Annotated in this window: 25 protein-coding genes; 4 read left to right on the forward strand and 21 right to left on the reverse strand. The window is 55.2% G+C overall.

Annotated features, from left to right (window positions below):
• Positions 1 to 54: 54 nt before the first annotated feature.
• The 11 genes from accC to K1558_RS04490 form a co-directional block, all read right to left on the reverse strand.
• On the reverse strand, positions 55 to 1,398 hold the full coding sequence (gene accC / locus K1558_RS04440; protein WP_238650191.1) for an acetyl-CoA carboxylase biotin carboxylase subunit: 1,344 nt from the start codon (positions 1,396 to 1,398) through the stop codon (positions 55 to 57).
• Between the two features lie 54 nt (positions 1,399 to 1,452).
• Positions 1,453 to 1,962: an acetyl-CoA carboxylase biotin carboxyl carrier protein gene (gene accB / locus K1558_RS04445; RefSeq protein WP_238650192.1), complete on the reverse strand. Its 510-nt coding sequence runs from the start codon at positions 1,960 to 1,962 to the stop codon at positions 1,453 to 1,455.
• A 271-nt stretch (positions 1,963 to 2,233) separates the two neighbouring features.
• A complete protein-coding gene (locus K1558_RS04450) occupies positions 2,234 to 3,136 on the reverse strand; it encodes a SpoIIIAH-like family protein (protein ID WP_238650193.1) in 903 nt (300 codons plus the stop codon).
• 96 nt (positions 3,137 to 3,232) lie between these two features.
• Positions 3,233 to 3,865, reverse strand: a complete 633-nt coding sequence (gene spoIIIAG, locus K1558_RS04455) for a stage III sporulation protein AG (protein ID WP_238650194.1) — start codon at positions 3,863 to 3,865, stop codon at positions 3,233 to 3,235.
• Between the two features lie 18 nt (positions 3,866 to 3,883).
• On the reverse strand, positions 3,884 to 4,687 hold the full coding sequence (gene spoIIIAF, locus K1558_RS04460; protein ID WP_238650195.1) for a stage III sporulation protein AF: 804 nt from the start codon (positions 4,685 to 4,687) through the stop codon (positions 3,884 to 3,886).
• A 56-nt stretch (positions 4,688 to 4,743) separates the two neighbouring features.
• Complete coding sequence (gene spoIIIAE, locus K1558_RS04465) at positions 4,744 to 5,994, reverse strand: stage III sporulation protein AE (protein WP_238650196.1); 1,251 nt, start codon at positions 5,992 to 5,994, stop codon at positions 4,744 to 4,746.
• Positions 5,995 to 6,041: 47 nt separating this feature from the next.
• Positions 6,042 to 6,431 carry a stage III sporulation protein AD gene (gene spoIIIAD, locus K1558_RS04470; RefSeq protein WP_238650197.1) on the reverse strand — a complete coding sequence of 130 codons (390 nt, stop codon included), beginning with the start codon at positions 6,429 to 6,431 and terminating at the stop codon, positions 6,042 to 6,044.
• 9 nt (positions 6,432 to 6,440) lie between these two features.
• Positions 6,441 to 6,644 (reverse strand): stage III sporulation protein AC, encoded by a 204-nt coding sequence (gene spoIIIAC / locus K1558_RS04475; protein WP_020426549.1) that lies wholly within the window; start codon positions 6,642 to 6,644, stop codon positions 6,441 to 6,443.
• Positions 6,645 to 6,657: 13 nt separating this feature from the next.
• A complete protein-coding gene (spoIIIAB, locus tag K1558_RS04480) occupies positions 6,658 to 7,176 on the reverse strand; it encodes a stage III sporulation protein SpoIIIAB (protein ID WP_238650198.1) in 519 nt (172 codons plus the stop codon).
• Positions 7,169 to 8,173, reverse strand: coding sequence for a stage III sporulation protein AA (gene spoIIIAA / locus K1558_RS04485; RefSeq protein ID WP_238650199.1), 1,005 nt, complete (start codon positions 8,171 to 8,173; stop codon positions 7,169 to 7,171). The genes spoIIIAB and spoIIIAA overlap by 8 nt, the downstream gene beginning before the upstream one ends.
• Before the next feature lie 81 nt (positions 8,174 to 8,254).
• Positions 8,255 to 8,518: a YqhV family protein gene (locus K1558_RS04490; RefSeq protein WP_420800403.1), complete on the reverse strand. Its 264-nt coding sequence runs from the start codon at positions 8,516 to 8,518 to the stop codon at positions 8,255 to 8,257.
• A gap of 328 nt (positions 8,519 to 8,846) precedes the next feature.
• Between K1558_RS04490 and K1558_RS04495 the strand changes: the two genes are divergently transcribed.
• Positions 8,847 to 9,713 (forward strand): YitT family protein, encoded by an 867-nt coding sequence (locus K1558_RS04495; RefSeq protein WP_238650200.1) that lies wholly within the window; start codon positions 8,847 to 8,849, stop codon positions 9,711 to 9,713.
• A 117-nt stretch (positions 9,714 to 9,830) separates the two neighbouring features.
• Here K1558_RS04495 and K1558_RS04500 read toward each other — a convergent pair whose 3' ends face one another.
• The 4 genes from K1558_RS04500 to K1558_RS04515 all read right to left on the reverse strand — a co-directional run bounded on the left by K1558_RS04500 (position 9,831) and on the right by K1558_RS04515 (position 13,887).
• Complete coding sequence (locus K1558_RS04500) at positions 9,831 to 11,084, reverse strand: aspartate kinase (RefSeq protein WP_238650201.1); 1,254 nt, start codon at positions 11,082 to 11,084, stop codon at positions 9,831 to 9,833.
• A 562-nt stretch (positions 11,085 to 11,646) separates the two neighbouring features.
• Positions 11,647 to 12,204 carry an elongation factor P gene (gene efp / locus K1558_RS04505; RefSeq protein ID WP_238650202.1) on the reverse strand — a complete coding sequence of 186 codons (558 nt, stop codon included), beginning with the start codon at positions 12,202 to 12,204 and terminating at the stop codon, positions 11,647 to 11,649.
• A 44-nt stretch (positions 12,205 to 12,248) separates the two neighbouring features.
• Positions 12,249 to 13,319 (reverse strand): M24 family metallopeptidase, encoded by a 1,071-nt coding sequence (locus K1558_RS04510; protein WP_238650203.1) that lies wholly within the window; start codon positions 13,317 to 13,319, stop codon positions 12,249 to 12,251.
• Between the two features lie 76 nt (positions 13,320 to 13,395).
• Positions 13,396 to 13,887, reverse strand: coding sequence for a YqhR family membrane protein (locus K1558_RS04515; RefSeq protein WP_238650204.1), 492 nt, complete (start codon positions 13,885 to 13,887; stop codon positions 13,396 to 13,398).
• A 199-nt stretch (positions 13,888 to 14,086) separates the two neighbouring features.
• Here K1558_RS04515 and K1558_RS04520 point away from each other — a divergent pair, with 199 nt between their 5' ends.
• Positions 14,087 to 15,040, forward strand: coding sequence for a DUF1385 domain-containing protein (locus K1558_RS04520; protein ID WP_420800411.1), 954 nt, complete (start codon positions 14,087 to 14,089; stop codon positions 15,038 to 15,040).
• A 7-nt stretch (positions 15,041 to 15,047) separates the two neighbouring features.
• On the forward strand, positions 15,048 to 15,386 hold the full coding sequence (locus K1558_RS04525; protein WP_238650206.1) for a hypothetical protein: 339 nt from the start codon (positions 15,048 to 15,050) through the stop codon (positions 15,384 to 15,386).
• A gap of 130 nt (positions 15,387 to 15,516) precedes the next feature.
• Here K1558_RS04525 and K1558_RS04530 read toward each other — a convergent pair whose 3' ends face one another.
• From K1558_RS04530 to mntR, 3 genes are all read right to left on the reverse strand, one after another.
• Positions 15,517 to 16,503, reverse strand: coding sequence for a patatin-like phospholipase family protein (locus K1558_RS04530; protein ID WP_238650207.1), 987 nt, complete (start codon positions 16,501 to 16,503; stop codon positions 15,517 to 15,519).
• A gap of 65 nt (positions 16,504 to 16,568) precedes the next feature.
• The gene (locus K1558_RS04535) at positions 16,569 to 18,248 is read right to left on the reverse strand and encodes a family 10 glycosylhydrolase (protein WP_238650208.1); all 1,680 of its coding nucleotides are present in this window, start codon (positions 18,246 to 18,248) and stop codon (positions 16,569 to 16,571) included.
• Between the two features lie 178 nt (positions 18,249 to 18,426).
• Positions 18,427 to 18,852: a transcriptional regulator MntR gene (gene mntR / locus K1558_RS04540; RefSeq protein WP_238650209.1), complete on the reverse strand. Its 426-nt coding sequence runs from the start codon at positions 18,850 to 18,852 to the stop codon at positions 18,427 to 18,429.
• 193 nt (positions 18,853 to 19,045) lie between these two features.
• Here mntR and splB point away from each other — a divergent pair, with 193 nt between their 5' ends.
• Positions 19,046 to 20,122: a spore photoproduct lyase gene (splB, locus tag K1558_RS04545; RefSeq protein WP_238650210.1), complete on the forward strand. Its 1,077-nt coding sequence runs from the start codon at positions 19,046 to 19,048 to the stop codon at positions 20,120 to 20,122.
• Between the two features lie 3 nt (positions 20,123 to 20,125).
• On the opposite strand, the gene K1558_RS04550 is transcribed toward splB, so the two are convergent.
• From K1558_RS04550 to K1558_RS04560, 3 genes are all read right to left on the reverse strand, one after another.
• Positions 20,126 to 20,839: a cytochrome c biogenesis CcdA family protein gene (locus K1558_RS04550; RefSeq protein ID WP_238650211.1), complete on the reverse strand. Its 714-nt coding sequence runs from the start codon at positions 20,837 to 20,839 to the stop codon at positions 20,126 to 20,128.
• Positions 20,840 to 20,906: 67 nt separating this feature from the next.
• Positions 20,907 to 21,710, reverse strand: a complete 804-nt coding sequence (locus K1558_RS04555; RefSeq protein WP_238650212.1) for a metal ABC transporter permease — start codon at positions 21,708 to 21,710, stop codon at positions 20,907 to 20,909.
• A gap of 547 nt (positions 21,711 to 22,257) precedes the next feature.
• Positions 22,258 to 23,007: a metal ABC transporter ATP-binding protein gene (locus K1558_RS04560; protein ID WP_238650213.1), complete on the reverse strand. Its 750-nt coding sequence runs from the start codon at positions 23,005 to 23,007 to the stop codon at positions 22,258 to 22,260.
• Between the last annotated feature and the right edge of the window lie 10 nt (positions 23,008 to 23,017).

The following is a 23,017-nucleotide window of genomic DNA, read 5'->3' on the forward strand; positions in this document are numbered from 1 at the left end:
ATTAAACATACTATATCATTTGGCGAACTTTATGACAAACGATGGGAAGCCGTCCTAAATTTCATATTCCTCGAGGAACTTGATATCAAAATTCCCGTCCAGGAAGACCGGATGCTCCAGCAATTTCTGATGGAAAGGAATCGTGGTATGTATGCCCTCCACAGCAAATTCGGCCAGGGCCCGCTTCATCTTCGCGACCGCTTCCTCGCGGGTCGGTGCCCAGACAATCAGCTTGGCAATCATCGAGTCATAGAAAGGGGAGATCGTATAGCCCGGATATGCTCCGCTGTCCACGCGCACGCCAAGGCCGCCCGGAGGCAGATAGAAGCCGATTTTGCCGGGTGAAGGCATGAAGTTGCGCTCAGGGTCCTCCGCGTTAATGCGGCATTCTATGGACCAGCCGTTGATGACAATATCATCCTGGGTGAAAGACAGCGGGTTGCCTTCCGCCACCGAGATCATTTCCTTGATCAGATCTACCCCGGTGACCATCTCTGTCACAGGATGCTCAACCTGGATACGGGTATTCATCTCCATGAAGTAGAATTTGCCGTCTGGACCGAGCAGGAATTCGAGTGTGCCGGCGCCTGAGTAATTGACAGCCAATGCCGCCCGCACTGCCGCCTGTCCCATTGCCTCGCGGATCTCAGGGGTCAGGACAGCACAAGGCGCTTCCTCCACCAGCTTCTGGCGGCGGCGCTGCACCGAGCAGTCGCGTTCGCCCAGATGAACCACATTGCCGTGATTATCGGCAATAATCTGAATCTCCACATGCTTCATGCCGGTCAGGAATTTCTCCAGGTAGACCCCGGCGTTGCCGAAGGCCTTCTGCGCCTCCTGCTGGGCTGCGGTAATCTGCTTCACCAGCGACTCCTCGTCTTCGGCAATGCGGATGCCCTTGCCTCCGCCGCCTGCGGTAGCCTTGACGATGATCGGATACCCGATATCCCGGCCCAGCATGACCGCTTCCTCGATGTCTCCTACCAATCCGTCCGAGCCCGGAATAATCGGTACGCCGGCCATCTTCATCGTTTCCTTAGCTACAGCCTTATCGCCCATCCGGGTGATCGCATCCGGGGACGGGCCGATGAAGGTGATATTGCAGGACGCACAAATCTCCGCGAAATCGGCATTCTCGGCCAGGAATCCATAGCCGGGATGAATGGCATCGCAGTCAGTCAGTGTAGCCACACTCATAATATTGGTAAAGTTCAAATAGCTGTCCTTGGATGGCATCGGTCCGATGCAGTAGGCCTCATCCGCCAGGCGGACATGCAGGGAATCCCGGTCCGGCTCCGAATAGACGGCCACTGTGGAAATACCCAGCTCGCGGCAGGCCCTGATAATGCGGACCGCAATCTCACCGCGGTTGGCAATCAACACTTTTTGAATGTTCATGCGTTTCCTCCCGTAGTTTAGGAAGCTTGCAAGCTCCTCATGATTCTCGTGTCGTTAATCCGCTCTTACCAGGAACAGCGGCTGGCCGTATTCCACCAGTTGGCCGTTCTCGGCCAGGACAGAGACGATCTCGCCCTTCACTTCGGCTTCCAGCTCATTCATCAGCTTCATCGCCTCGATGATGCAGACGGTGGATTTCTCGTTCACCCGGTCACCGGCCTTGACGAACGGCGGGGAATCCGGCGAAGCGGCACTATAGAAGGTTCCCACCATCGGCGAGACGATTTTATGTAACGTGCCATCTGCGGACGGGGCTTGCTGCTGCGGGGCGGCAGGAGCTTCACTGACAACCGGAGGGGCTGCTACCTGCGGGCTAAGCGGCTGCGGGGCAGGCGTAAAGGGATAGGCATAAGGAGTCGCCTGAATTGCCGCTGCATCAGCTTCAGGGCGATCCGGTTTGCGGATAGCCAGCTTCATGCCTTCGCTTTCAATCTCCAGCTCGTGAACGGAGGAGGTCTGGTCCAGCAATTTAATCAATTCCTTAATCTCGCTTAATTTGAACATTGAATAGTTCACTCCTTCAGCATTCTCTCGAAGCCATTATGAACACAGCTTGGACAGGGGCTTCGCTTCCATTCGTCCGGCTTATCTGTAATCCGGTCCGGCCGGACCGCGGGAACCGCTGTCCGTGTAACCGCTGCATGCGTAATCTTCTACTTATACACATCGATAACTTTATGTATTATATCACAAACGCTAGAAATGGAAAGAGCCCGGGACAAGCCCGGGCTCTTTCGGCATTTTATGCGGTTTTGCATGCTTTTATGCAGGGTGCTTACTGCTCTGATACGTATTGTACCTTGATTTTGTCCTGAGTAATACTGAGTTCCTTCATTACAAAATCCACGATACCCACCGCCTGCTTCACATCCAGCTTGTCGCTGAGCACAACAACAGTGTAAGCATCTCCCGCTTCCTCTTTCACAATAGCTTCCCCGTACTGCTGCTGAAGCTTCTCTTCAATTCCGGTAATCTTCGATTCCTTCTCTTCCAGCTTGTTGAGCTGCTCCTGGGCGGCGGCACTCTCGGCCGGCGTCTTATCCATATCGTTGATCAGCGCCAGCAGATCATTGTGGTCCTTCAGATTCTTCTGCTCGCGTTCGTACAGATAATTGGTGAACAGACTGCTGGCCGAGACGCTCTGCGAAGCGACTTCATCCAGAATTGCTGCATCATCCTTCTCCGGGGTCTTGCCCGCCGAAGCTGAGGTTTCCTTGCTCTGCTTGGCGTCCTTGGTGTCCGCGGAATCCTTGGTGTCCTTAGTATCTTTGACGTCTTTTGTATCCTTAGTATCCTTGGTATCCTTAACGTCTTTGGCCTTATCGTCCGCCGCAGCGGCCGCTTTGTCTGCAGCTGCCGTCTGCTCCTTGCCCGCTCCGCTGCTGTCATCGGTCACAGCTGCTGTTGCCGCTTCATCCTTAGCTTTCTTGCTGCTGTCATCTACGGTTCCCACTGCGATCCCTTTGTCTGTGCTGACCTCCTTGATCACCAGGCCGCTGTCCAGTGTAGTGGATGTGCCGCCGCCTGTTCCGTCCTTCACGGTATCTACCTGGATGCTGCCTGCCGTTTCTTTGGGAATGGAAGTCCCGGTATCCTCTGTGAACAGATAATACGCAGAGAGCACGACCATCAAACTGAGCATCGATACCAGCCAAATCGTTTGTCTTTTGCCCTTCATAGTTATTCCTCCTATAATTTTGTTGCCAGCCCTTTTGTCATGTGCTTCGTACAAGCCTCGCATTATAAGCATATGCCGGACTTGCCTGCCTCATGACTATTCCTGTTTGCGCGGGACCACCGAAATCCGGTACCCCGGCACATTGAGCCCTTTCTCCACCGCCTGCTCAATCAGGCTGCGCACCACTTTGTTCTCGGCTCCCTTGGCCACGATCAGTACGCCGCGCACCTGCGGCTTGATCCGCTTCGTAATAATCGGGGTCTCATCGCCCGACTGGCTGTAGGTGACAATCTCGCCGTCCCGGGTGTATTGCGTGGTGTGGCGCTTTCCTCCGCTGGCATCGGTCTCCTCGCTCTGCTGCTGGGAGTCATTCATATTGCGCTGAACGACAATCTCTTCAGTGGAATCCACGGTGACCATAATATCCACAGTGCCGACTCCGACGATCTTCTCCAGAATCTCCTTCGTCCGGTTCTCCATCGCCTGTTCAATACTTGCAAAAGAGTTCGCGTTCACTGTCTCCTGCTGCAGAGCCGTCTGCGCGCTTCCGCCTGCCGGCGGTTCCCGTCCCGTATTCTCGTTGTCCAGCTTCTTCACATTCACGAAGGAGTTGAACAGCATAATCGCTACTCCCAGCAGGCCTATGATAATCAGCCAGCGGAAGGTGTGGCTGCGCTTCGGGCTGCCGCCTCCGGCCCACTGCTCCAGCTTGTTCAGCCATTTACCCATTGATGTCCCTCCTTCATCTTATGATTTCACGGTATCTGCCCCGGTGCTCTGCACCTTGATCTGTCCAGGGTCCAGATTCCAGTTCTCCTCAAGCAGTCTGATAATGTTGCCCGCTTCAGCATCGGCTTCTGAGGCCTGCCGGGTATCATTGCCTCCGCTGCCTGCCCCAGCCGCTACGGAATCCTCAGGCATTGGTGAGGCCTGCCCGGCGGAGCCGTCCCCGCTGCTGTCCTCCAGGCTGATCTGAACAGGCTTCACCGGTTCGATGTGAATCGGACTGCCTTCCGTTCCAGACCCGCCCGCAGCGCCTGCTGTACTGCTTCCTGCACTGCCCTGCGGCGGGGGAAGGACGACGGTGACCGAGATGATGCCCGGCACCTCCTGACCCAGCGGAGCCTCCGGATTCTTGCCCATTCCCAGAGCGACCGTTACCTTCACTCCCTTGGCTCCGGTGCTGCCGGCGATCTGGTCACGCATCTGCCCGGCAATCTCCTCGGCGGCGAGCTTCAGGCTCTGGTCGCGGGCTCCGGCAGCCAGCCTTCGCCCGTCCGCCAGAATCTGGTCCAGCGACTCCCCGCCCTTCCCCTTGCCGCCTCCGGGCCAGCCGCTGTTCTCCTGCTGCCGCACTGCCGCGCTCAGCTCCTTGCTGGCATCGCCCTTCAGCAGCGAGATCAGCGGACTGAGCATCGCCAGCAGAATCAGCAGGCTGAGGACTAATCTGGCGTAGCGTTCCATTGATTTGCTGGGCAGCAGCATCTCCACGAACGCCGCCATCAGTACTACCAGAATCAGCTCATGCAGCCAACCGCCAAGCCAGGTCATGCAGGATGCACCTCCCCCGAATTTGCATAGCGCCGGGGCTCCGGCTGGAGGCCGCTTCAGCGCATCATCACCGTAACATTGCCTGCCGTCAGCATAATCGTCACCGCCAGGAAGAACATCAGTGACACAGCCGCCAGAGCGGCGAAGACGTAGATCATGCTTTTGCCGATCGTCTGCAGGCAGGTGACAATCGGCGTCTCGCCCAGCGGCTGCATGACGGCTGCGGCCACATTGTAGATCAGGGCGAGAATCAGAATTTTGATCGCCGGGAATGCGCACAGGAAGAGAATGATGATGACTCCCGAGAGCCCGATGGCGTTCTTCACCAGCAGCGAAGCCGAGATGACCGTGTCCGTGGCATCCGCGAACATTTTGCCGATCACCGGGACGAAATTCCCTGTAATATATTTGGCAGCCCGTATCGTCACGCCGTCCGTCACCGAGCTTGTAATGCCCCTCACCGAGATCACACCGAGAAAAACAGTCAGCAGCACGCCCAGTAGCCCGGCTCCGACATTGCGCAGCAGATTGGCGAGTTGGGTCAGCTTGTATTTCTCCGACATGGCGCTCACCAGATGCAGCACCGCCGAGAAGAACAGCAGCGGGAAGACCAGGGTATGAATCAGCGTGCCTACAGTATGGATCATGAACACAATCAGCGGATGGGTGACCGACACCGTGACGATATTGCCCATCGAAGCCAGCAGCGCGAACAAGAGCGGAATCATAGCCATCATGAAATCGATCATCCGGTCGATGGCATCCTTGGCATAGCCGATGGCGATGTTGAAGCTGTTGACGGCGATGACCAGCACCACCATGTAGCAGAGCATATAGGCGATCTTACTGACCGATTTCCGTTCAAAAGCGGTCTGCAGCGTCTCCAGAATCATACTCAGCACGCTGATCATCACAATCGTTACGAGCAGCTTGCCGTTATAGAGCACCTCATGCCACATAAAGTTCGTCAGTCCGCGCAGCACGCTCTTGAAGCTAAGTCCCTGCTCTCCCGGCAGCAGCATATCCATCAGTGACGGTGTCTTGCCGTCCGGGAAGAATCCCCCATAATCCTTCATCAGCTGATCCCAATACGACTCCACCTGGTCCTTCGGCAGGTTCTGGACCTGCCCTTTCACCCACTGGTCCACCGGAGACGGCGAGCCTCCCGCCCCGGCTATGCCCTGATCTCCCGCAGCCGGACTTGCGTGTACCGTACCCGCAGCCTGCAGCAGCAGGAGGAGGAGCAGCAGAAGAGGCAGCACCAGCCTGCAGCCTTCCGGCGGACGAAACACACTGCGCTTCTGCATCTTCCTCCCCCTGTTCTCACCAGACTTGTCCGGCCGTTACCGCCGCCTCAGGCGGGCAGCAGCTTCATCACCGTCTCGATAATAATGCTGATAATCGGCACGGCCAGCACCATAATCAGCACCTTGCCGGCCAGTTCAATTTTGGACGCTATCGATTCCTGTCCGGCATCCCGCACAATCTGCGCTCCGAACTCCGCAATGTAGGAGATGCCGATAATCTTGAACACGGTCTTGATATGGATCATTTCCATCCCGGAGGATTCCGCAACCCGCTCCAGCGTGCCGAGAATCATACCGATCTTGCCGATCAGGAACAGGAAGATCAGGATGCCGGCCGCCGTAGTCAGCAGGAAGGCGAACACCGGCTTTTGTTCCTTCAGCACGAGGATGAGGACGGTTGCCAAGATGCCGATGCCTACAATTTGAATGATCTCCATAACGTCAGCCTATTGAAAAAGAAAGATCGTTTTAATTTCCTGAAGCAGTCCGTCCAGCATCCGGATGACCATGAACAGCACGATGATAAAGCCGACTATCGTTACCCAGTGGGCGATATCCTCTTTGCCCATCTGCTTAAGCACCGTGTGGATCATGGCGATAATGATGCCGATGCCGGCAATCTGAAAGATCGCGTTGACTTCAATATTCATTCCTGGCACCTCGCTAAAAGATCAAAATGACGATCAATGCTCCAAGCAGCAGACCCAGGCTTTTGCTCACCTTCTCATATTTGCCCTGATCTTCTCTGGCCGCTGTCTCCTCCTGCTTCAATTGCTGCAACGCCAGTGCAATATGCGTGCTCTGATTCGGCCGGTCACTCGTCCCAAGCGTGCAGCTGAGCTGCCGCATGATCTCCTGCTCCGTGCCTTTCAGCGAGGCGCTGCTGAAATGCGTCTCCATGGCACGCCGCACCGCCTCTTCAGCACTGCGGTTATGCGGCGGGCTCATCTCCTCCGCCGCCGTGAGGAAGAAGGCTCTCAGCGGCTCCTTCGTCTGTGCTCCGATGCGGTGCAGCGCCTCCGGCAGCGGGGTATAGCCGTACAGAATTTCGGTCTCCAGCCGCTGCAGTGCAGCAATAAGGGCCCTCAGATGTCTCGGGCGGTCAGCATACTGGGCTGCGCGCTTGAAGCCGGCCAGCGTGCCGGCCAGGATAATGAGTACCGCTCCCAGCAGCTTAAGCATGTCCGCCACCGCCTGCTCCCGCCTGCATGTCCGGCGAGACCAGCAGCATCGCCCGCTTCTGCGCATCCAGAATGCGGAAGGACATGCCGCTCTCCGCGCGGTGCAGAATGACATACCGCTCGAACATCTGCTGCTCCAGCAGGCCGCCCAGCCCCGGCCTCCGGGCCAGCTCGGACACCTCCTTGCCGTGCGCGGAGGCGATGACCGAGATACCCGCATGAAGCGCCTCAGTCACCGCTTCCGCATCCTCGGTGCGACCGATCTCGTCAGCCACCAGCACCTCAGGGGAGAGCGAGCGGATCATCATCATCATGCCTTCCGCCTTGGGGCAGCCGTCCAGTACATCGGTCCGCGGCCCCACATCGAAGGCGGGGATGCCCCGGCGGCTGCCGGCAATCTCGGAGCGTTCATCGACGATGCCGACCTTCAGCCCCGGCCGGACGCCCTCTCGGGTGCGGGCCCCGGCCGAGATCTGCCGGGCCAGGTCACGCAACAGTGTTGTCTTGCCATGCTGCGGCGGCGACAGGACCAGCGTATGCATAATCCGCTGCCGCCCGCGGTCCAGCAGATATGGCAGCACACGATCGGCGACACCTTGGACCTCACGGGCAATCCGCACATTGAAGCCGGTAATATCGCGCAGATGCTCCACGCCGCCTCCGCTTAATACCGTGCGGCCGCAGAGGCCTATCCGGTGGCCGCCGGGGATCGTGATGAAGCCCTTGCGCAGCTCCTCCTCCATCGTATATAGCGAGTGGTTGCTGATGAGATCCAGCAGCCTGTGCGCATCCTCCCGGTCCGGCTTGTAGGCTTCACCGGGAAACTGGGTCAGGCTGCCGCCGGCCCCGACAAAATGATATTTTCCGGAATAGTTAATCTCCAGCGGACGCCCTTCACGGACACGGACCTCCTCCAACTTGTCCAGGAGCGCAGCGGGGAGGCCGCCGAGCAGCACCCTGATTCTTTCGGGAAACAACTGAAGCCAATCCTTCGCCATACAAGTACCCCCAAGCTGTCCTCAACTGCATTGCTTTATTCCATACTTATGCTTGTACCTGCACATTATGCCTATCATCTATCATTTCTTCAGAATCCCGATTAAGAGAAACGCCACACCGCAGCCGATCCAGCCCAGCTTGCCCCAGGACAGCTGCTCTGCCATCCCTGTCAGGCCTACAGCCGTGGTCAGGATGAGGATCGTCGGCCCGACCAGCGCCAGTCCTGAATTCACGGCGAGTGCCTTATCCACCTGATTCAGCCTCAGCATAATCAGTGCCGCCGCAATCTCCACACTGCCGGAGAAGAACCTTAGCACGGCCATCCAGCTCACATACTTGTCCAAACCTCTCAACTCCCTTATCCATGCTATGGAATAGAAACCAATGGAACGCCTCGTCAATGAAACAAGCTGTAATCCATGGATATGCGGCAGAAGACTACTTTAGACAAGGAGATACCAAAGAGATGTGCGGAGATTTCAGAGGATGTGAAAGATATCATAGTGCGTCACTCTATAAAAAAATATCATCGGTATGATAAAATTATTTTTACGCTTGAAAATGAAGAAATATCGGGAAATAGAAGAGCGGATTGCGGGAGAAACTATACCTCCCAGAAGGCAACCGGAGAGAAGACTTCTAAAGACATCGGACAAAGAGGGGATCACAGTCATGCAGGTTCGGAATTTCGTAGTACCGCTTGTGTCAGGATCGGTAGCCAGACAGATGAAGGAGGTTGCTATTATTATCTTTTCGGCTTTTCTCGTAGCGGCAGGGCTGCGCCTGTTCCTGATTCCGCATCAGCTGCTTAGCGGCGGTGTGGCGGGAACGGCTTCCATCATCGGCTACTTAACACATCCCAAATATATTTCTCTGTATTATTTTGCTATTAATCTGCCTATCCTGATCTGGGGCTTCATCGCGGTAGGCAAAAAATATATCTGCTACAGCATGTTATCCGTCCTCTCCACCACCTGGTTCCTGACCGTCATTCCTGTGGTGAAGCTGACCAAGGACCCGATTCTGGCGAGCATCTTCGGCGGGGTCATCATTGCGGGCGGAGTGGGCTTCTCGCTGCGGGCGGGCGGCTCCTCGGGCGGATTCGATATTCTTGGCTCCATCATTACGCGGAAGCGGGATATTCCGATAGGAACCGTGCTGTTCGTCCTTGACGGGATTGTCATTTTAAGTCTGGGCTTCTTCAAAAGCTGGGATTCCGCCCTCTACGCCATGCTCTGTATCTTCGTCAAAAGCCGGGTCGTGGACATGATCCACATCCGCCACGTGAAGCTGACCTGCTTCATCGTCACGAAGGAGCGGGAGAAGATGCTGGCCCGGCTGACCTGTCTGCCCCATGGGGTCACCGTTGTCAATGCGGAAGGCGGGTACAGCCATGAAGGCAACACAATGCTGATGACGGTCACCACCCGCTACGAGCTGGCCGATCTGCGCAAGACCATTCTGGAGACCGATCCGAAGTCATTCGTGAACGTGCTGGAGACCGTTGAGATTATGGGCCGGTTCCGGCGTCTGAGCTGACCGGATGACAGCTGATGCGGGGAGCCGCCAGACATGAAACAGGGACGTCCCTCAGCAAGTTGCTGATGAGACGTCCCTGTTTTGTTATTTTAAATGGGGAAATCTATAATCTATGGCTTAACGGCGGTCCTGAGGACCCCCCACGAAGGCCTGCTCTTCCGTATCCAGGTTGTACGCCGTGTGCAGCGCCTGAATAATCTGCTGGAGATTGCCGGCTTCAATGACACAGGACACCTTGATCTCGGAGGTGCTGACCATCTTGATGCTTACGCCCTGATTCGAGATGACCTCGAACATCTGCGCTGCTACCCCCGGATGGCTGACCATACCTGCGCCGACAATCGACACCTTGACCAGGTTATCCTCGGAGGTCACTTCGCGGTACGGCAGCTCGCTGCGCAGTCCTTCAATCACCTGTGTAGCCTTCTGCCGGTCCCCGAGCCCGACTGTGAACGAGAAGTCCGCCGTCTCATTCTGCACGCCGCTCTGAACGATAATATCGACATCCACGCCTTCTTGCGCCAGCTTGCCGAAGACCTGGGCGAGAACCCCCGGCACATCGGGAACACCCAGTATACTAATCCGGGCCACATTCTTATCATAGGCAATTCCGCTAACTACTACACCCTGCTCCATGCTTGCTTCCTCCTTCACAACAGTACCTTCATTATGATTAAAGCTTGATCTGACGACCAGCTTCACTTGATATCGCTTCGCATATTCCACCGCACGCGGATGCAGCACCGCTGCCCCGAGGTTCGCCAGCTCCAGCATCTCGTCATACGAGATGTCCTTCAGCTTGCGGGCGGTCTTCACAATCCGCGGATCCGTAGAGTAGATTCCGTCTACATCGGTGTAGATCTCGCAGACATCCGCCTTGATGGCCGCAGCCAGCGCAACCGCCGTTGTATCCGAGCCTCCGCGTCCCAGCGTGGTAATCTCGCCGTCCAGTGTCATCCCCTGGAATCCGGCAACAATCACAATCTGTTCGCGCTCCAGCGACTCCAGGACACGGCGCGGCACAATCTCGCTGATCCGAGCGCGGCCGTGGGTCTCATCCGTACGGAACCCGGCCTGCCAGCCGGTATAGGATACGGCATTACGGCCAATACCGTTCAATGCGATGGACAGCAGGGCTACCGAGATCTGTTCTCCCGTAGTCATCAGCATATCCATCTCGCGTGCCGGAGGCTGTGCGTTCAGCTCATTCGCCTGATCAATCAGGTCATCTGTAGTATCGCCCATCGCTGACACCACCACCACACAGCGGTGCCCCTCATCCTGCTTGGCCGCGATACGCCCCGCGACACGCTTCATGCGTTCAATGTCGCCAACGGAGCTGCCCCCGAATTTCATGACATAAAGTGACAAAGTTCCATTCACTCCCTATTTCGCTCTAAGTAGTAGCTCAAATTTTGATTAACGCTTTAACACAGTATAATACGAAAATCATCCCATGCGTTAATGGTTTCACAAAATAAACCGCCCAATTTTATCAAAACGGGCTTAAATCCGAACGTGTCACGGCCTGCTCAGGCTAACTTCAGGTGCACTAGTGCACCTCATTACTCTCATTCATTCCACATTCCGCCCACCTGAGACGGCCGTCTGAGGGATTTATCCACTTGATGTTTAAACTACCGCCCGCTTCTTGCTAATCTGAGGGATTTATCCCTTTGATTCATGCTTTCTGTCCACTTTCAGCATTATCTGAGGGATTTATCCCTTTGAGCCCACCGTCCAGCCAACTTCCCGCTAAATCAGAGGGATTTGTCCATTATCCCCCTTGTCTCCCTTTCCCCTTGTTCCCTAGTCCCCTTCTTCCCTTGTTCCCTTCTTCCCCCCGCCTCTCCGCCCAGCCCTCCGCAACAAAAAGACCCCCGCCGCATCAAGCGGGGAGGCCCTGAAGTTACATTTGGCACCCAAAAGGCACTTAAGCGCGGGAAATGTACTTTCCTTCGCGGGTGTCGATCAGGAGCATGTCGCCTTCATTAATGAACAGCGGAACCTGTACTGTGTGGCCGGTCTCCAGGGTTGCAGACTTGGTTGCACCTTGCGCAGTGTTGCCTTTCACGCCAGGCTCGGTCTCAGTCACCTTCAGCTCAACGCTGGTAGGCAGATTGATCCCGAGAATTTCGCCCTGGTAGCTGACAATGTTCACGGTCATGTTCTCTCTAAGGAAGTTAAGCTCCCATTCGAGCTGCTTGGCCGACAATTCGAACTGGTCATACGTTTCGTTATCCATGAACACATGGTCCGAGCCGCTGGCATAGAGGTACTGTACGCCACGGTTCTCGATGATCGCACGGCCGATGGTTTCACCGGCGCGGAAGGTGCGCTCAACGGTATTGCCGTTACGCAGGTTCTTCAGCTTGGAGCGGACAAACGCAGCGCCCTTACCCGGCTTCACGTGCTGGAAATCGAGGACGGTGAAGATATCCCCATCTACTTCTACGGTCAAGCCTGTCTTGAAATCATTAACTGAAATCACAATAATCCCTCCTGGAATCGATAAATGAACTTGATAAAATAATCTTACAGTACCGTATAATCCTTCGATGAATGTGTCAGCAGCCGGATGCCGCTTTCGGTAATGACAATATCATCTTCAATCCGGACCCCGCCAAGGCCTGAGAGATAAATCCCCGGCTCTACGGTAACGACCATGCCCGGCTGCAGCACTTCATCCGCCAGCTTGGACAGGCGCGGCCATTCATGAACCTCCATGCCCAGCCCGTGGCCGGTGCTGTGGCCGAAGTACTCCCCGTAGCCGTAGCGGGTGATGATATCGCGGGCCAGCGCATCACATTCGCGTCCGGTCATGCCGGGTTTAATATGGGACAGAGCGTGCAGCTGCGCTTCCAGCACCACATCGTAGATCTCCTTCAGCTTGGGATCTGGTGCTCCAATCGCAATCGTACGGGTCAGATCGGAGCAGTAGCCGTCCAGCAGTGCGCCGAAATCAAACGTAACGAATTCGTTGTTCCCGATCACCTTGCTGCTCGCCACCCCATGCGGCATAGCTGAGCGTTCGCCGGAGGCTACAATCGTATCGAACGATGATGAGGTTGCCCCGTGTGTCCGCATGTAGAATTCCATCTCCAGATCAACATCACGTTCAGTCATGCCCGGCTTGATCACCTTCAGGATATGACTGAACGTGGCGTCAGCCAGATCGGCTGCCCGTTGCATCACCGCCAGCTCTTCCTCATCCTTGAACATGCGCAGATTCTCCACCGTCTTGGACAATGGCACCAGAGCCGCAGGCTGAAGCGCCTCCGCATAGGCGGTGTAAGCGCTGAAGCTTACATCATCCTGCTCGAAGCCGACCCGGACTTGTCCGCCCTGCGGCAGCAGACCGCGTACAGTATCGATGAATTTCGTGTCATGCTGCACGACCTTCAGGCCATGAACCTGTTCCGAGGCCTGTGTCATATACCTGAAGTCAGTCAGCAGATAGCTGTCATCACCGGTAACCAGCACAACCCCGGAGGAGCCGGTGAAGCCACTCAGATAACGGCGGTTATAACCGCTGGTAATTAACATCGCATCCAGTCCCAGGTCCTGCAGAACCTTGCGCAGCCTGGAGACGCGCTTGTTGCCCATTTTCATTCTCCTCTCGAAATAGCCACATTGTATTTTAACATAGCGGCATACCGCCTGAGAAGTTTTTTCCGAAGGCTCAGGCCAGCTTGGTCTGCTGTTCCCGCTTCCGCTCATCCGTATACTCGATAGCTGCGGTATATCCGATGAATACCCCCCACAGAAGGAACAGGCAGAATTCACTGATCACCGAGTCCCAGGGCAGCTTGAACGGGGGCTGCTGCAGGAACAGGCGGGACCCGGCCAGGAACAGGGCAGACCACCAGAGCACGCCGTAGATCATTCCGGGCCAGGGTCCGCGCAGCTTGCGGAGAATGAACACATAGAGCAGCGCGGCCAATACGGAGAACGCAATGAAGAATAAGTAACCGAGCAGATGCCCGGCTGGTGTCATCAGGAAATCATGCTTGAAGAAGGGCTCCGCCAGGAAGCCCGGAATCACCTTGGTGAAATGCAGGACGTACATCAGCCAACGGGCCCCGCCCCAGATCAGACCGGCGAAAAAGCCCAGCTCGACAGAAAAATAAAACGGATTCGTATGGACGGACATTTGCTTGGTTCTAGATGGCATAGCACTGCCTCACTTTCCAGATGGGTTAATCCGGTTCCTCTCTCAATAGCTAGTATGTACAACAAAAGGCAATCCAACTAGTAATGTAGTTTAAAATTAGTTACAATGTATTATATAAATCATATCAAATTACGGGAAGGTGAATTGGTTGTCCCAGGAAACTCCCAGCTACGGCGGCCAAGCCGTCATTGAAGGCGTCATGTTCGGCGGCAAGCATATTAATGTAACAGCCGTAAGACGGAAGAATCAGGAAATCACATTTTTGGAGGTGCCGAAGAGCGATAAGCGCTGGGTCGTTAAGCTGCGCAAGATTCCGCTGCTTCGCGGCATTGTCAGTATTATAGATTCCAGCGCCAAAGGCTCGAAGCACCTGAATTACTCGGCTGAATCCTACGCTGAGGACGAGACGGAGCCGGAAGAGCTGGCGAAGCAGCAGGCAGAGGGCAAGGATAAGAAGAAGGACGAGGGCTGGAGTCTTGGCATGATTTTCGGCGTAGCCGTCATGGGGATTATCTCCTTCCTGTTCGGCAAGCTGATTTTTACGCTGGTTCCGGTATTCGTTGAAGATTTTTTATTCAAGAACGTATTTGACAACTACATTCTGCACAACCTGGTGGAAGGCGGCATCAAGCTGATTCTCCTGCTGATCTATCTCTGGGGGATATCACAGACCCCGGTGATCAAGCGCCTCTTCCAGTATCACGGGGCAGAGCATAAGGTTATCAGCGCATTTGAAGCCGGTGAAGAGCTGACCGTAGAGAATGTTCAGAAGTACAGCCGTCTGCATTACCGCTGCGGAAGCAGCTTCATGATGCTGACCATTATCCTCGGAGTCATTATCTACTCTGTCGTTCCTTGGGATAACCTGATGGAACGGGTGCTGCAGCGGATCGTTCTGCTGCCGGTAGTGATCGGAATCTCGTTCGAGGTTCTGAAGGGCACTAACGCCGTCAGAGATATTCCCGGCCTGAAGTATCTCGGGTACCCGGGACTGTGGCTGCAGCTACTGACCACCAAGGAGCCCAAGGACGATATGGTAGAGGTATCTATCGCTTCATTCAACCGGATGCGGGAGCTGGATGCCGCAATCGAAGCCAGAGGATATTCGGAGGCAAGTGTGTCAGGCGGCATATTGGATCCTGCGAAAGGATGAGTGGCCCATGATCAGACATGCTTTGATTTTTTGGATTACGACCCTGCTGGCTTTATGGGGGCTGGTGGTGGATGTGATGGCACGGGGCCTGATGGCCTTCTCCTTCCTGATCATCCCGCTGATTCTGGTGGCGCTGATCTATTACGCCTACAAGGTTGGTCCCGGAAGAATGGGGGGCGGTCCCGGACGGCCGCGCACCAAAGTGAAGCCTTCCGCCAAGACAATGGCCAAGGTTGCCGGAATCCGCAAGACCAGCGCCTCACCCGGCAAGCGTAAGAGCTATCCCTTCCAGGTCATCGAAGGCAGCAAGGGCAAGAACGACGAGCAGCTTCCCAAATATCACTGAACACAGCAAAAGGCATCTCCATGTGGCGTCAGTCACGTTGGGGATGCCTTTTTGAAAATATATGAATTTGTATGTTGCACGATACCGTCCTAAATAAGGACTGCAAAGCCGTTTCTGCTTGTTGGCCGTTCTAACGTTTGGTGTCAATAGTGACTGTTGGCTCAGACGGCTTCCACAGATTTGCAGGCGTCCCGGGACGCCAATGGGTGAAGAAGTCTTCCCCGGCGGCCAGGCCCGCTTCATACAAAGCATCGGTCTGTTCCTTGGTAATGCGGAACTGGGTAGTAGAGATGCCCAGGGTTGGAATTTTCACGGTCCGGGCGAACTTATCCGTCTCGATATACCGTTCGTCATGAGCGGAGAGCATGGTCTCAATGAGCGCCTCCAGCATACTGAACGGGCCGGTGATCGTGTGCGGCTGGGGCGCTGTCTTGCCGATGAGCTGGTAGCCGACGGTAGGTGTCCTGCGTTCTGGCGACTTGAAGCCCCCCGGCTGCTCATCGAACAGCCAGAGCGGGAAATTGCTCAGCACCCCGCCATCCACCATATAGACCCATTGGCCGGCAAAAGGCTTGCCGCGCGCCGCCTCTCCCGCCACCCGCAGGATCACCGGATCAAAGAAGTAAGGGATGCTGCAGCTCATGCGCACCGCCCTGGCCACTTCAAAGCTGTCCGGCTCTATCCCGTATAACGGCAGATCATCCGGCAGGACCACAATCCGCCCGCTGGAAATGTCCGATGCGATGACCCTTAGCTTGCCCTTAGGCAGATCGCGGAACGTCACCACGCCCCTTTCACGCAACAGGCCCCGGATCCAGGCTTCCAGCGCTTCGCCCGAATACAGCCCTTTCTTGAGCAGCACACGCAGAGCCGGGCCGATGTAAGCTGTATTAAACAGTGCGCTGCGCTTCAGGAAGGCGGTGAACGGGGTCTGACGGATGATCCGGCTCAGGGCCTCCCCGCTGTAGCCCGCTGCCAGCAGCGAGGCGATAATCGAGCCTGAGGAGGTGCCTGCTACCCTTCCGAAGACCCTGCCGGCCCGCTCGGTAGCCTCCACCGCTCCGGCTAGGGCAATGCCTTTGACCCCTCCGCCTTCAAATACCGCGTTAATCTCCATACATAGCAAACCCCCGTTCCATAGCGTTATTGTTATCTATGTGTACGGGGGAGTATTCATGACATTCAGGAATTGAAATAAAAGCTGAGCAAGCTGGCTAATCCATAAGGGTTGCGGACGACGATATCATTGGCCCTGAACAGGATGGAGCCCGCTACCTCATTATATTTCTCATTATATTTGAGCTGGTTGATAATCTGCTCTCCGCTCTGCCATTCCGCCGTCTGCTTGGTGTCTCCGACTTTGTAGGAGGCCAGACCGATATACAGCTTGACGCTGGTTCCGGCAACCTCCTTCACCCACCAGTCCACCAGCTTATCGTACCGCGCTGCATTGAAGGACAAGCTCCAGTAGACCTGGGGAGCGACATAGTCGATCCAGCCCTTCTGAATCCATGTCCGAACATCGGCATACATATCATCGTATGCGGAGACGCCTGCAGTAGTATCGGAGCCGGTACTGTCCATCTTCTTGTTCCGCCATACCCCGAACGGACTCACACCATAGGAGACGGACGGCTTGGCGGCATGAATCTCCTGCCCGAGCTGCTGGATGAACTGGTTGATATTATCCCGACGCCAATCTCCCTTGGATAGTATCCCTTGGGCATTATAGGCCTTGAAGGCAGCATCATCGGCAAAAGTAACATTGGACGGATAGAAATAGTCATCCAGATGTACGCCGTCGATATCATATCCTCTGACCACTTCCATCACTGTATCAATAATATGCTGGCGTGCCTCCGGAATCCCCGGATTGATGAAAAGCTTGTTCTCCGCCTTGACGATCCATTCCGGATGCAGCTTGGCAACATGGTTCGCGGCAAGACCACTCATTGTGGCATCTGTAGCATCTGTAGTGGCCCGGAACGGATTGAACCAGGCATGCAGCTGCATCCCGCGGCTATGGGCGCTGCTGACCATATACGCCAGCGGATCATAGCCGGGCTCCTTCCCCTGTGTACCGGTCAGCACCTTGGACCAGGGAACGAGCTGCGACGCATAGAGCGCATCTGCCGAAGGCCTTACCTGCACGAACACACTGTTGAATCCGGCAGCCTTCAGCTTGTCGAGCAGTGTGTCAAACTCTTTGCGCTGCTTGTCGGCATTGCCCGCAGAAGAGGTGGAGGGCCAGTCCAGATTGTACACAGTGGACACCCAGGCACCCTTCATAGCCTTGCTGTTCTTGACACCGGGAAGGGTCGGTACAGTCGGAGACGGCACCGTCGGAATCGGCACTGAAGGTGTAGGTACCGGGGCCGGAGTAGGAACCGAAGGTGTCGAAGGCGTTGACGGCCCTCCAATCTCAATGTTGGAATACAACGAGATATGCTTCGCGGCCTGATCCCACACCACCTGCAGCCCAAGCTGCTCACTCACGAAGCGCAGCGGCACCATCACCCGGCCTTGTGTAATCTGTACGGAGGTATCCAGGGGTACAGAAGCCCCGTTCACGATTGCGCTAGTGCGTCCGCTGGTCAGCTTCAGTACATCATTTCCTTTGCTGATGGTAGCGGTCTTGCTGGCCTGATCCCATTTCACGCCGGCGCCAAGCCCCTGGCTGATCACTCCCGCCGGAACCATCGTAACATTCGTCCGCGTTATGTAAGGCGGCACATCCGGGCGCAGGCTCTCTCCATCCAGTTCAATGGTAATCTGCACGGAGGCTGCCTTGACCTTCGGCGTCCACACCGGAAGACATAGTATAACTACTAGTAATGCCATAATCCATTTACGGTAATTCATAATTCCTCCCAGATTATATATAGTGATATTTATATACAAAACGGCCCTCTCATCCTCTGTTCAGGGAGAAGGCCGCTCTTTTGTAAACGGAAATCTTCCTCATGCCTAAAAAGGAACATATCCGTTTTGACGTAAATAAACTGGAAAGGTTGCGCTAATCAAACAAAAAAAGCCACATTTACGAATCGCTGGCCAGCTCATGGTGAATATCGTATAAGGTCTGTACACGCGCTTCATCCCGGCGGAAATACTCTACCAGCGTTTCGATCCGGGTGATGGAATCCCAGCTCAAGTGGTGCTCTATGCCTTCAACATCCTTATAAATATGCTCTTGCTGTACCCCGATAATTCCGAGGAATTCCTCCAGCAGCTGATGGCGGTCGACAAGACGTTTCCCCACTTTTTTGCCTTTGCTTGTTAGGACAAGCCCACGATATTTCTCATAGATGAGATATTCGTCCTTATCCAGTTTTTGGATCATCTTGGTCACAGATGAGGGATGGACCTCCAGCCCCTCGGCAATATCCGAGACCCGCGCATACCCCTTCTCGTCGATGAGCTTGTATATGCGCTCCAAATAATCCTCCATGCTGGGTGTTGGCATTCTGGCTTACCTCTTTTCTATAATGAACGTAACGTTGGGACCGTGCCTTGCTCTAACCATGATACATGTTTCTGCCGCCCCTTGGCAAGTCCTGCCGGCCAGCCGCTCCCCTGCTTAGCGATGATTACCAGGATTCCATCCGCCTGAGAATCGGCACAATAAGGACATCCTCATCCCTAAGGAGTGTGACAAGATGTCCTTACTAACGCCTGAACGCCCTCCTGCGGCCAGACCGCGCAAGCCGACCGGATTGTTCATCCCGGAGCTGGTTTATTTCGAGCCGGATGCCCTGAATTATCCCAAAGGCGAGCGGATCATGGAATGGGTCAAATCCCGCAACATCCCTTACCGCATGACCACCTCGCATAACCGGATCACGAATCTGCCCGGAGAATCGGAGCTGGAGCAATACAAGATTGCCAAACGGACCCTCGTTGTCGGCTTGCGCAAAACGCTCACTTTCGACCAGTCGAAGCCTTCAGCAGATTATGCGATTCCAATTGCGACCGGCTGCATGGGCCACTGTCATTATTGCTACCTGCAGACCACGCTCGGAGCCAAGCCGTACATCCGCGTCTATGTGAATACAGGGGATATTATAGATGCCGCCAAAAAATATATCACGGAGCGTTCCCCGGAAATCACCACCTTTGAAGCCGCCTGTACCTCAGATCCCTTGGGTCTGGAGCACATCACCGGCTCCCTGGCCGAGCTGATTGAATTCATGGCGGAGGAGCCGCTCGGGCGGCTGCGCTTCGTGACCAAGTATCAGCATGTAGAGCCTCTGCTCCATTTGAAGCATAACGGGCACACCCGCATCCGCTTCAGTGTGAACGCCGATTATGTGATCAAGAATTTCGAGCCGGCCACCGCACGCTTCGAGGAACGGATCGAGGCCGCCGGACAGATCGCCCGGGCCGGCTATCCGCTGGGCTTCATCATTGCCCCGATCATCTGGCATGACGGCTGGGAGGACGGCTATGCCGAACTGCTGGCGAAGCTTGCGGATGCACTGCCGGCAGGTATCGGCAAGGGTCTGACCTTTGAAATGATCCAGCACCGCTTCACCAAGACGGCCAAAACTGTCATCGAGAAGCGTTATCCGAAGTCGAAGCTGGAGATGGATATGGAGAAGCGCAAGAAGAAATGGGGCAAATGGGGCCAGAACAAATATGTATACCCGGATGAACAGCAAACCGCCCTGCGCGAGTTCATCACAGAGCGGATCTTTGAGCATTTTCCCGAGGCGGCGATCGATTACTTCACTTAAGCTTCAGAAAATCAGCCATTGCGGCGTGATCCCCTGCAGCCAAACCGTAATGCGGAACATCTGGTCCGTGAACAGCAGGATGCCCATAAATACCATTAATCCGCCGCCCAGCTTCATCAGCAGATTGGAGTATTTCAGAATCTTCCTGGCACCGGAGAGGAAAAAGGCCAGTCCGAAGAACGGCAGCGCAAAGCCGATACTATACGCCGTAATCATCGTGAACCACGTTCCCGGATCACTGGCGGACAGTGCAATAATGGCGGTCAGAATCGGGCCGATGCAAGGTGACCAGCCTGCCGAGAACCCGATGCCGAAAATGAAGGAGCCGAGATATCCCGCCGGCTTCCATTTCATATTCAGCTTGCGTTCCCGTAACAGAAACTGCGGCTGAAACAGTCCCAGCAGGAATAAGCCCATCACAATAATCAGAATTGCCGACAATTGGCGGATCAGGTCACGCTGGCCGTTGAAGAATTCGCCGAACAGTCCGGCTCCGAAGCCTAAGGTGTAGAAGACGGCCGAGAAGCCCAGAATGAACGCCAGCGTATGCGAGAGGGTCCGGAGACGGACCTCTTTGCTGTTGCTGCCGCTCTTCAGCTCCTGCACCGATAATCCGGTGATATAAGACAGATAGGAAGGATACAGCGGCAGACAGCACGGTGAAATGAACGAAGCCACTCCGGCGGCAAAAGCGATTCCTGCATTCAGGTTGGACACGGGGCGCTTCTCTCCTTCCATACTCGGGGATGGTCCGGTTATGTAGTAGACTTGGGCTGGCCCTGATTCAGGTGGGCAGCCCCTTTTTGCCGATCAGCGTTAAGGTCAGGAGGGCGATCAGCAGCAGAACTATCGTCGCACCCGGTGCCAGGTTCCAGACCCCGGCAATCACAAGCCCGGCGACGACAGCAATCTCAGCAATGATTACTGACAGTATAACCGAAGATTTGAAGCTGCGCGACAGCAGCAGGCTGACAGCTACCGGAATCGTCAGCAATGCGGAAACCAGCAGTGAACCCACAATCTTGATTGCCGTACTGATGACCAGCGCCGTCAGCACAGTGATCAGCATGTTCAGCAGCTTGACCGGAAGGCCGCTGACACTGGCCGCATCCTCCTCGAAGCTGAGCAGGAAGAACTCCTTGAAGAACAGGCTAACGACCACTACCACAGCAATCGTTACAATACCAACAACGATTAGATCGGTATTATTCAGGGTGTAGATGCTCCCGAACAGATAGCTCATTACATCTGCATTATACCCTTTACCCAGGGTGAAGAACAGCGAGGCCAGCGCCACACCGCCCGACATGATGATGGCAATGGACAGCTCGGCATAGGTCTTATACGCCTTGCGCAGCTTCTCTATCGCAAATGAGGCGACCACGGCGAAGATCAGTCCCGCTCCCAGCGGATACAGGCCGGTCAGGAAGCCCAGCGCTACCCCGGCGATGGTTACATGCGCGAGCGTATCGCCGATCATCGACAGGCGCCGCAGCACGAGAAAAACGCCGATCAGCGGCGCCGTAATGCCAATCATCAGCCCGCCGGCCAGCGCCCGCTGGAAAAAGTCACTAAAGAGGATTTCCAAGGTGTTCTCTCCTACTTTCAAATATAAACCTTTTACTGCAAAAGCTTTATCAAGCCCTTTATCGATCCCTCCCAAACCCTCCCTTCCCGAAGGGAGGGCCCCAAAGGGTTGCACCCTCTGGACACCTGCCAAGTGCAATTGGCGTAGGAGGACAGATTAGCGGTGCTTAGGGACTGTTGGTGGAAGGATCGCTTTGCCTCCCTGCGGGATACGCTTAACAGGGGACGGGATCTACTTACGTCACAAGATTAAGATCAACAGACTAAGATCAAAGCTTCAAAGATTGTCCTATGTTGCACAATGGACAATCAATTGACAACCCACAGGATCCGTCCGGAAAGCACCTTTTCCCCCGATTGCAGAATGTACAACAGAATCTTCATTTTGGCCCTCAAACAGAATTCTGCTGTATTTTGTACAATTGATATTGGCAGATGGGCTGGAAAAGGACCAATTTGAAAAAATCTAATGTACAAACTGCAACACAACTGGGAATGAGGCAGCGACGCGGGCAATCTGATGTATAAAATGCAATCGATGCCGCCTATCAGGACAACGAGTGTTGCAGGTTTTCGACTTCGCAGTTCTGCGCCTCGTGCGAGTGGCGGCAGTAGAAGTTGATTTTACCGTTCTTCTGAACGGGCTCGCTGCCGAGGTAGTTCTTCATCATGTCGATATCATGCGAGACCATCAGGAAGGTCATGTGATGATGGGCGTGCATATGCATGATGAGCTCGAAGAAGCCGGCCTGGGTCTCGGCGTCGATGCCGACGGTAGGCTCATCCAGAATCAGCAGATCGGGATGGTTGATCAGGGCGCGGGCCAGGAACACCCGCTGCTGCTGGCCGCCGGACAGCTGGCCGACTCTTTTCTCGGCGATATCCTGAATCCGCATCACTTCCAGCGCATCCTCACACTGCCGGTGCTGGGCCTTCGATACCCGCCGGATCAGGTTCTTGTTGTTGTATAGGCCTGACAAGACTACCTCGCGCACGGTGGCCGGGAACAACGGGTTGAACGCATTCTTCTGCGGCACGTAGCCGATCCGCTCCCAGTCCTTGAACCTCCGCACCGGCTGGCCGAACAGCCGGATCTCACCGCTGGTGGCAGGCAGCAGGCCAACAATCATCTTCAGCAGCGTCGTCTTGCCCGCACCGTTGGAGCCGAGGATGCCGAGGAAATCGCGTTCTTTTACCGTGTAATTCAGATTGGAGATGACCTTCTGCTCGCCGTAAGCGAAGGACAAATCCTGTATTTCGATCATATGCTGATGGCAGTCCAGGGATACCGGTTGCATGTGAAGTACC

The sequence above is a fragment of the Paenibacillus piscarius genome, from assembly GCF_022234545.1.
Taxonomy (GTDB): Bacteria; Bacillota; Bacilli; order Paenibacillales; family Paenibacillaceae; genus Paenibacillus_AQ; species Paenibacillus_AQ piscarius.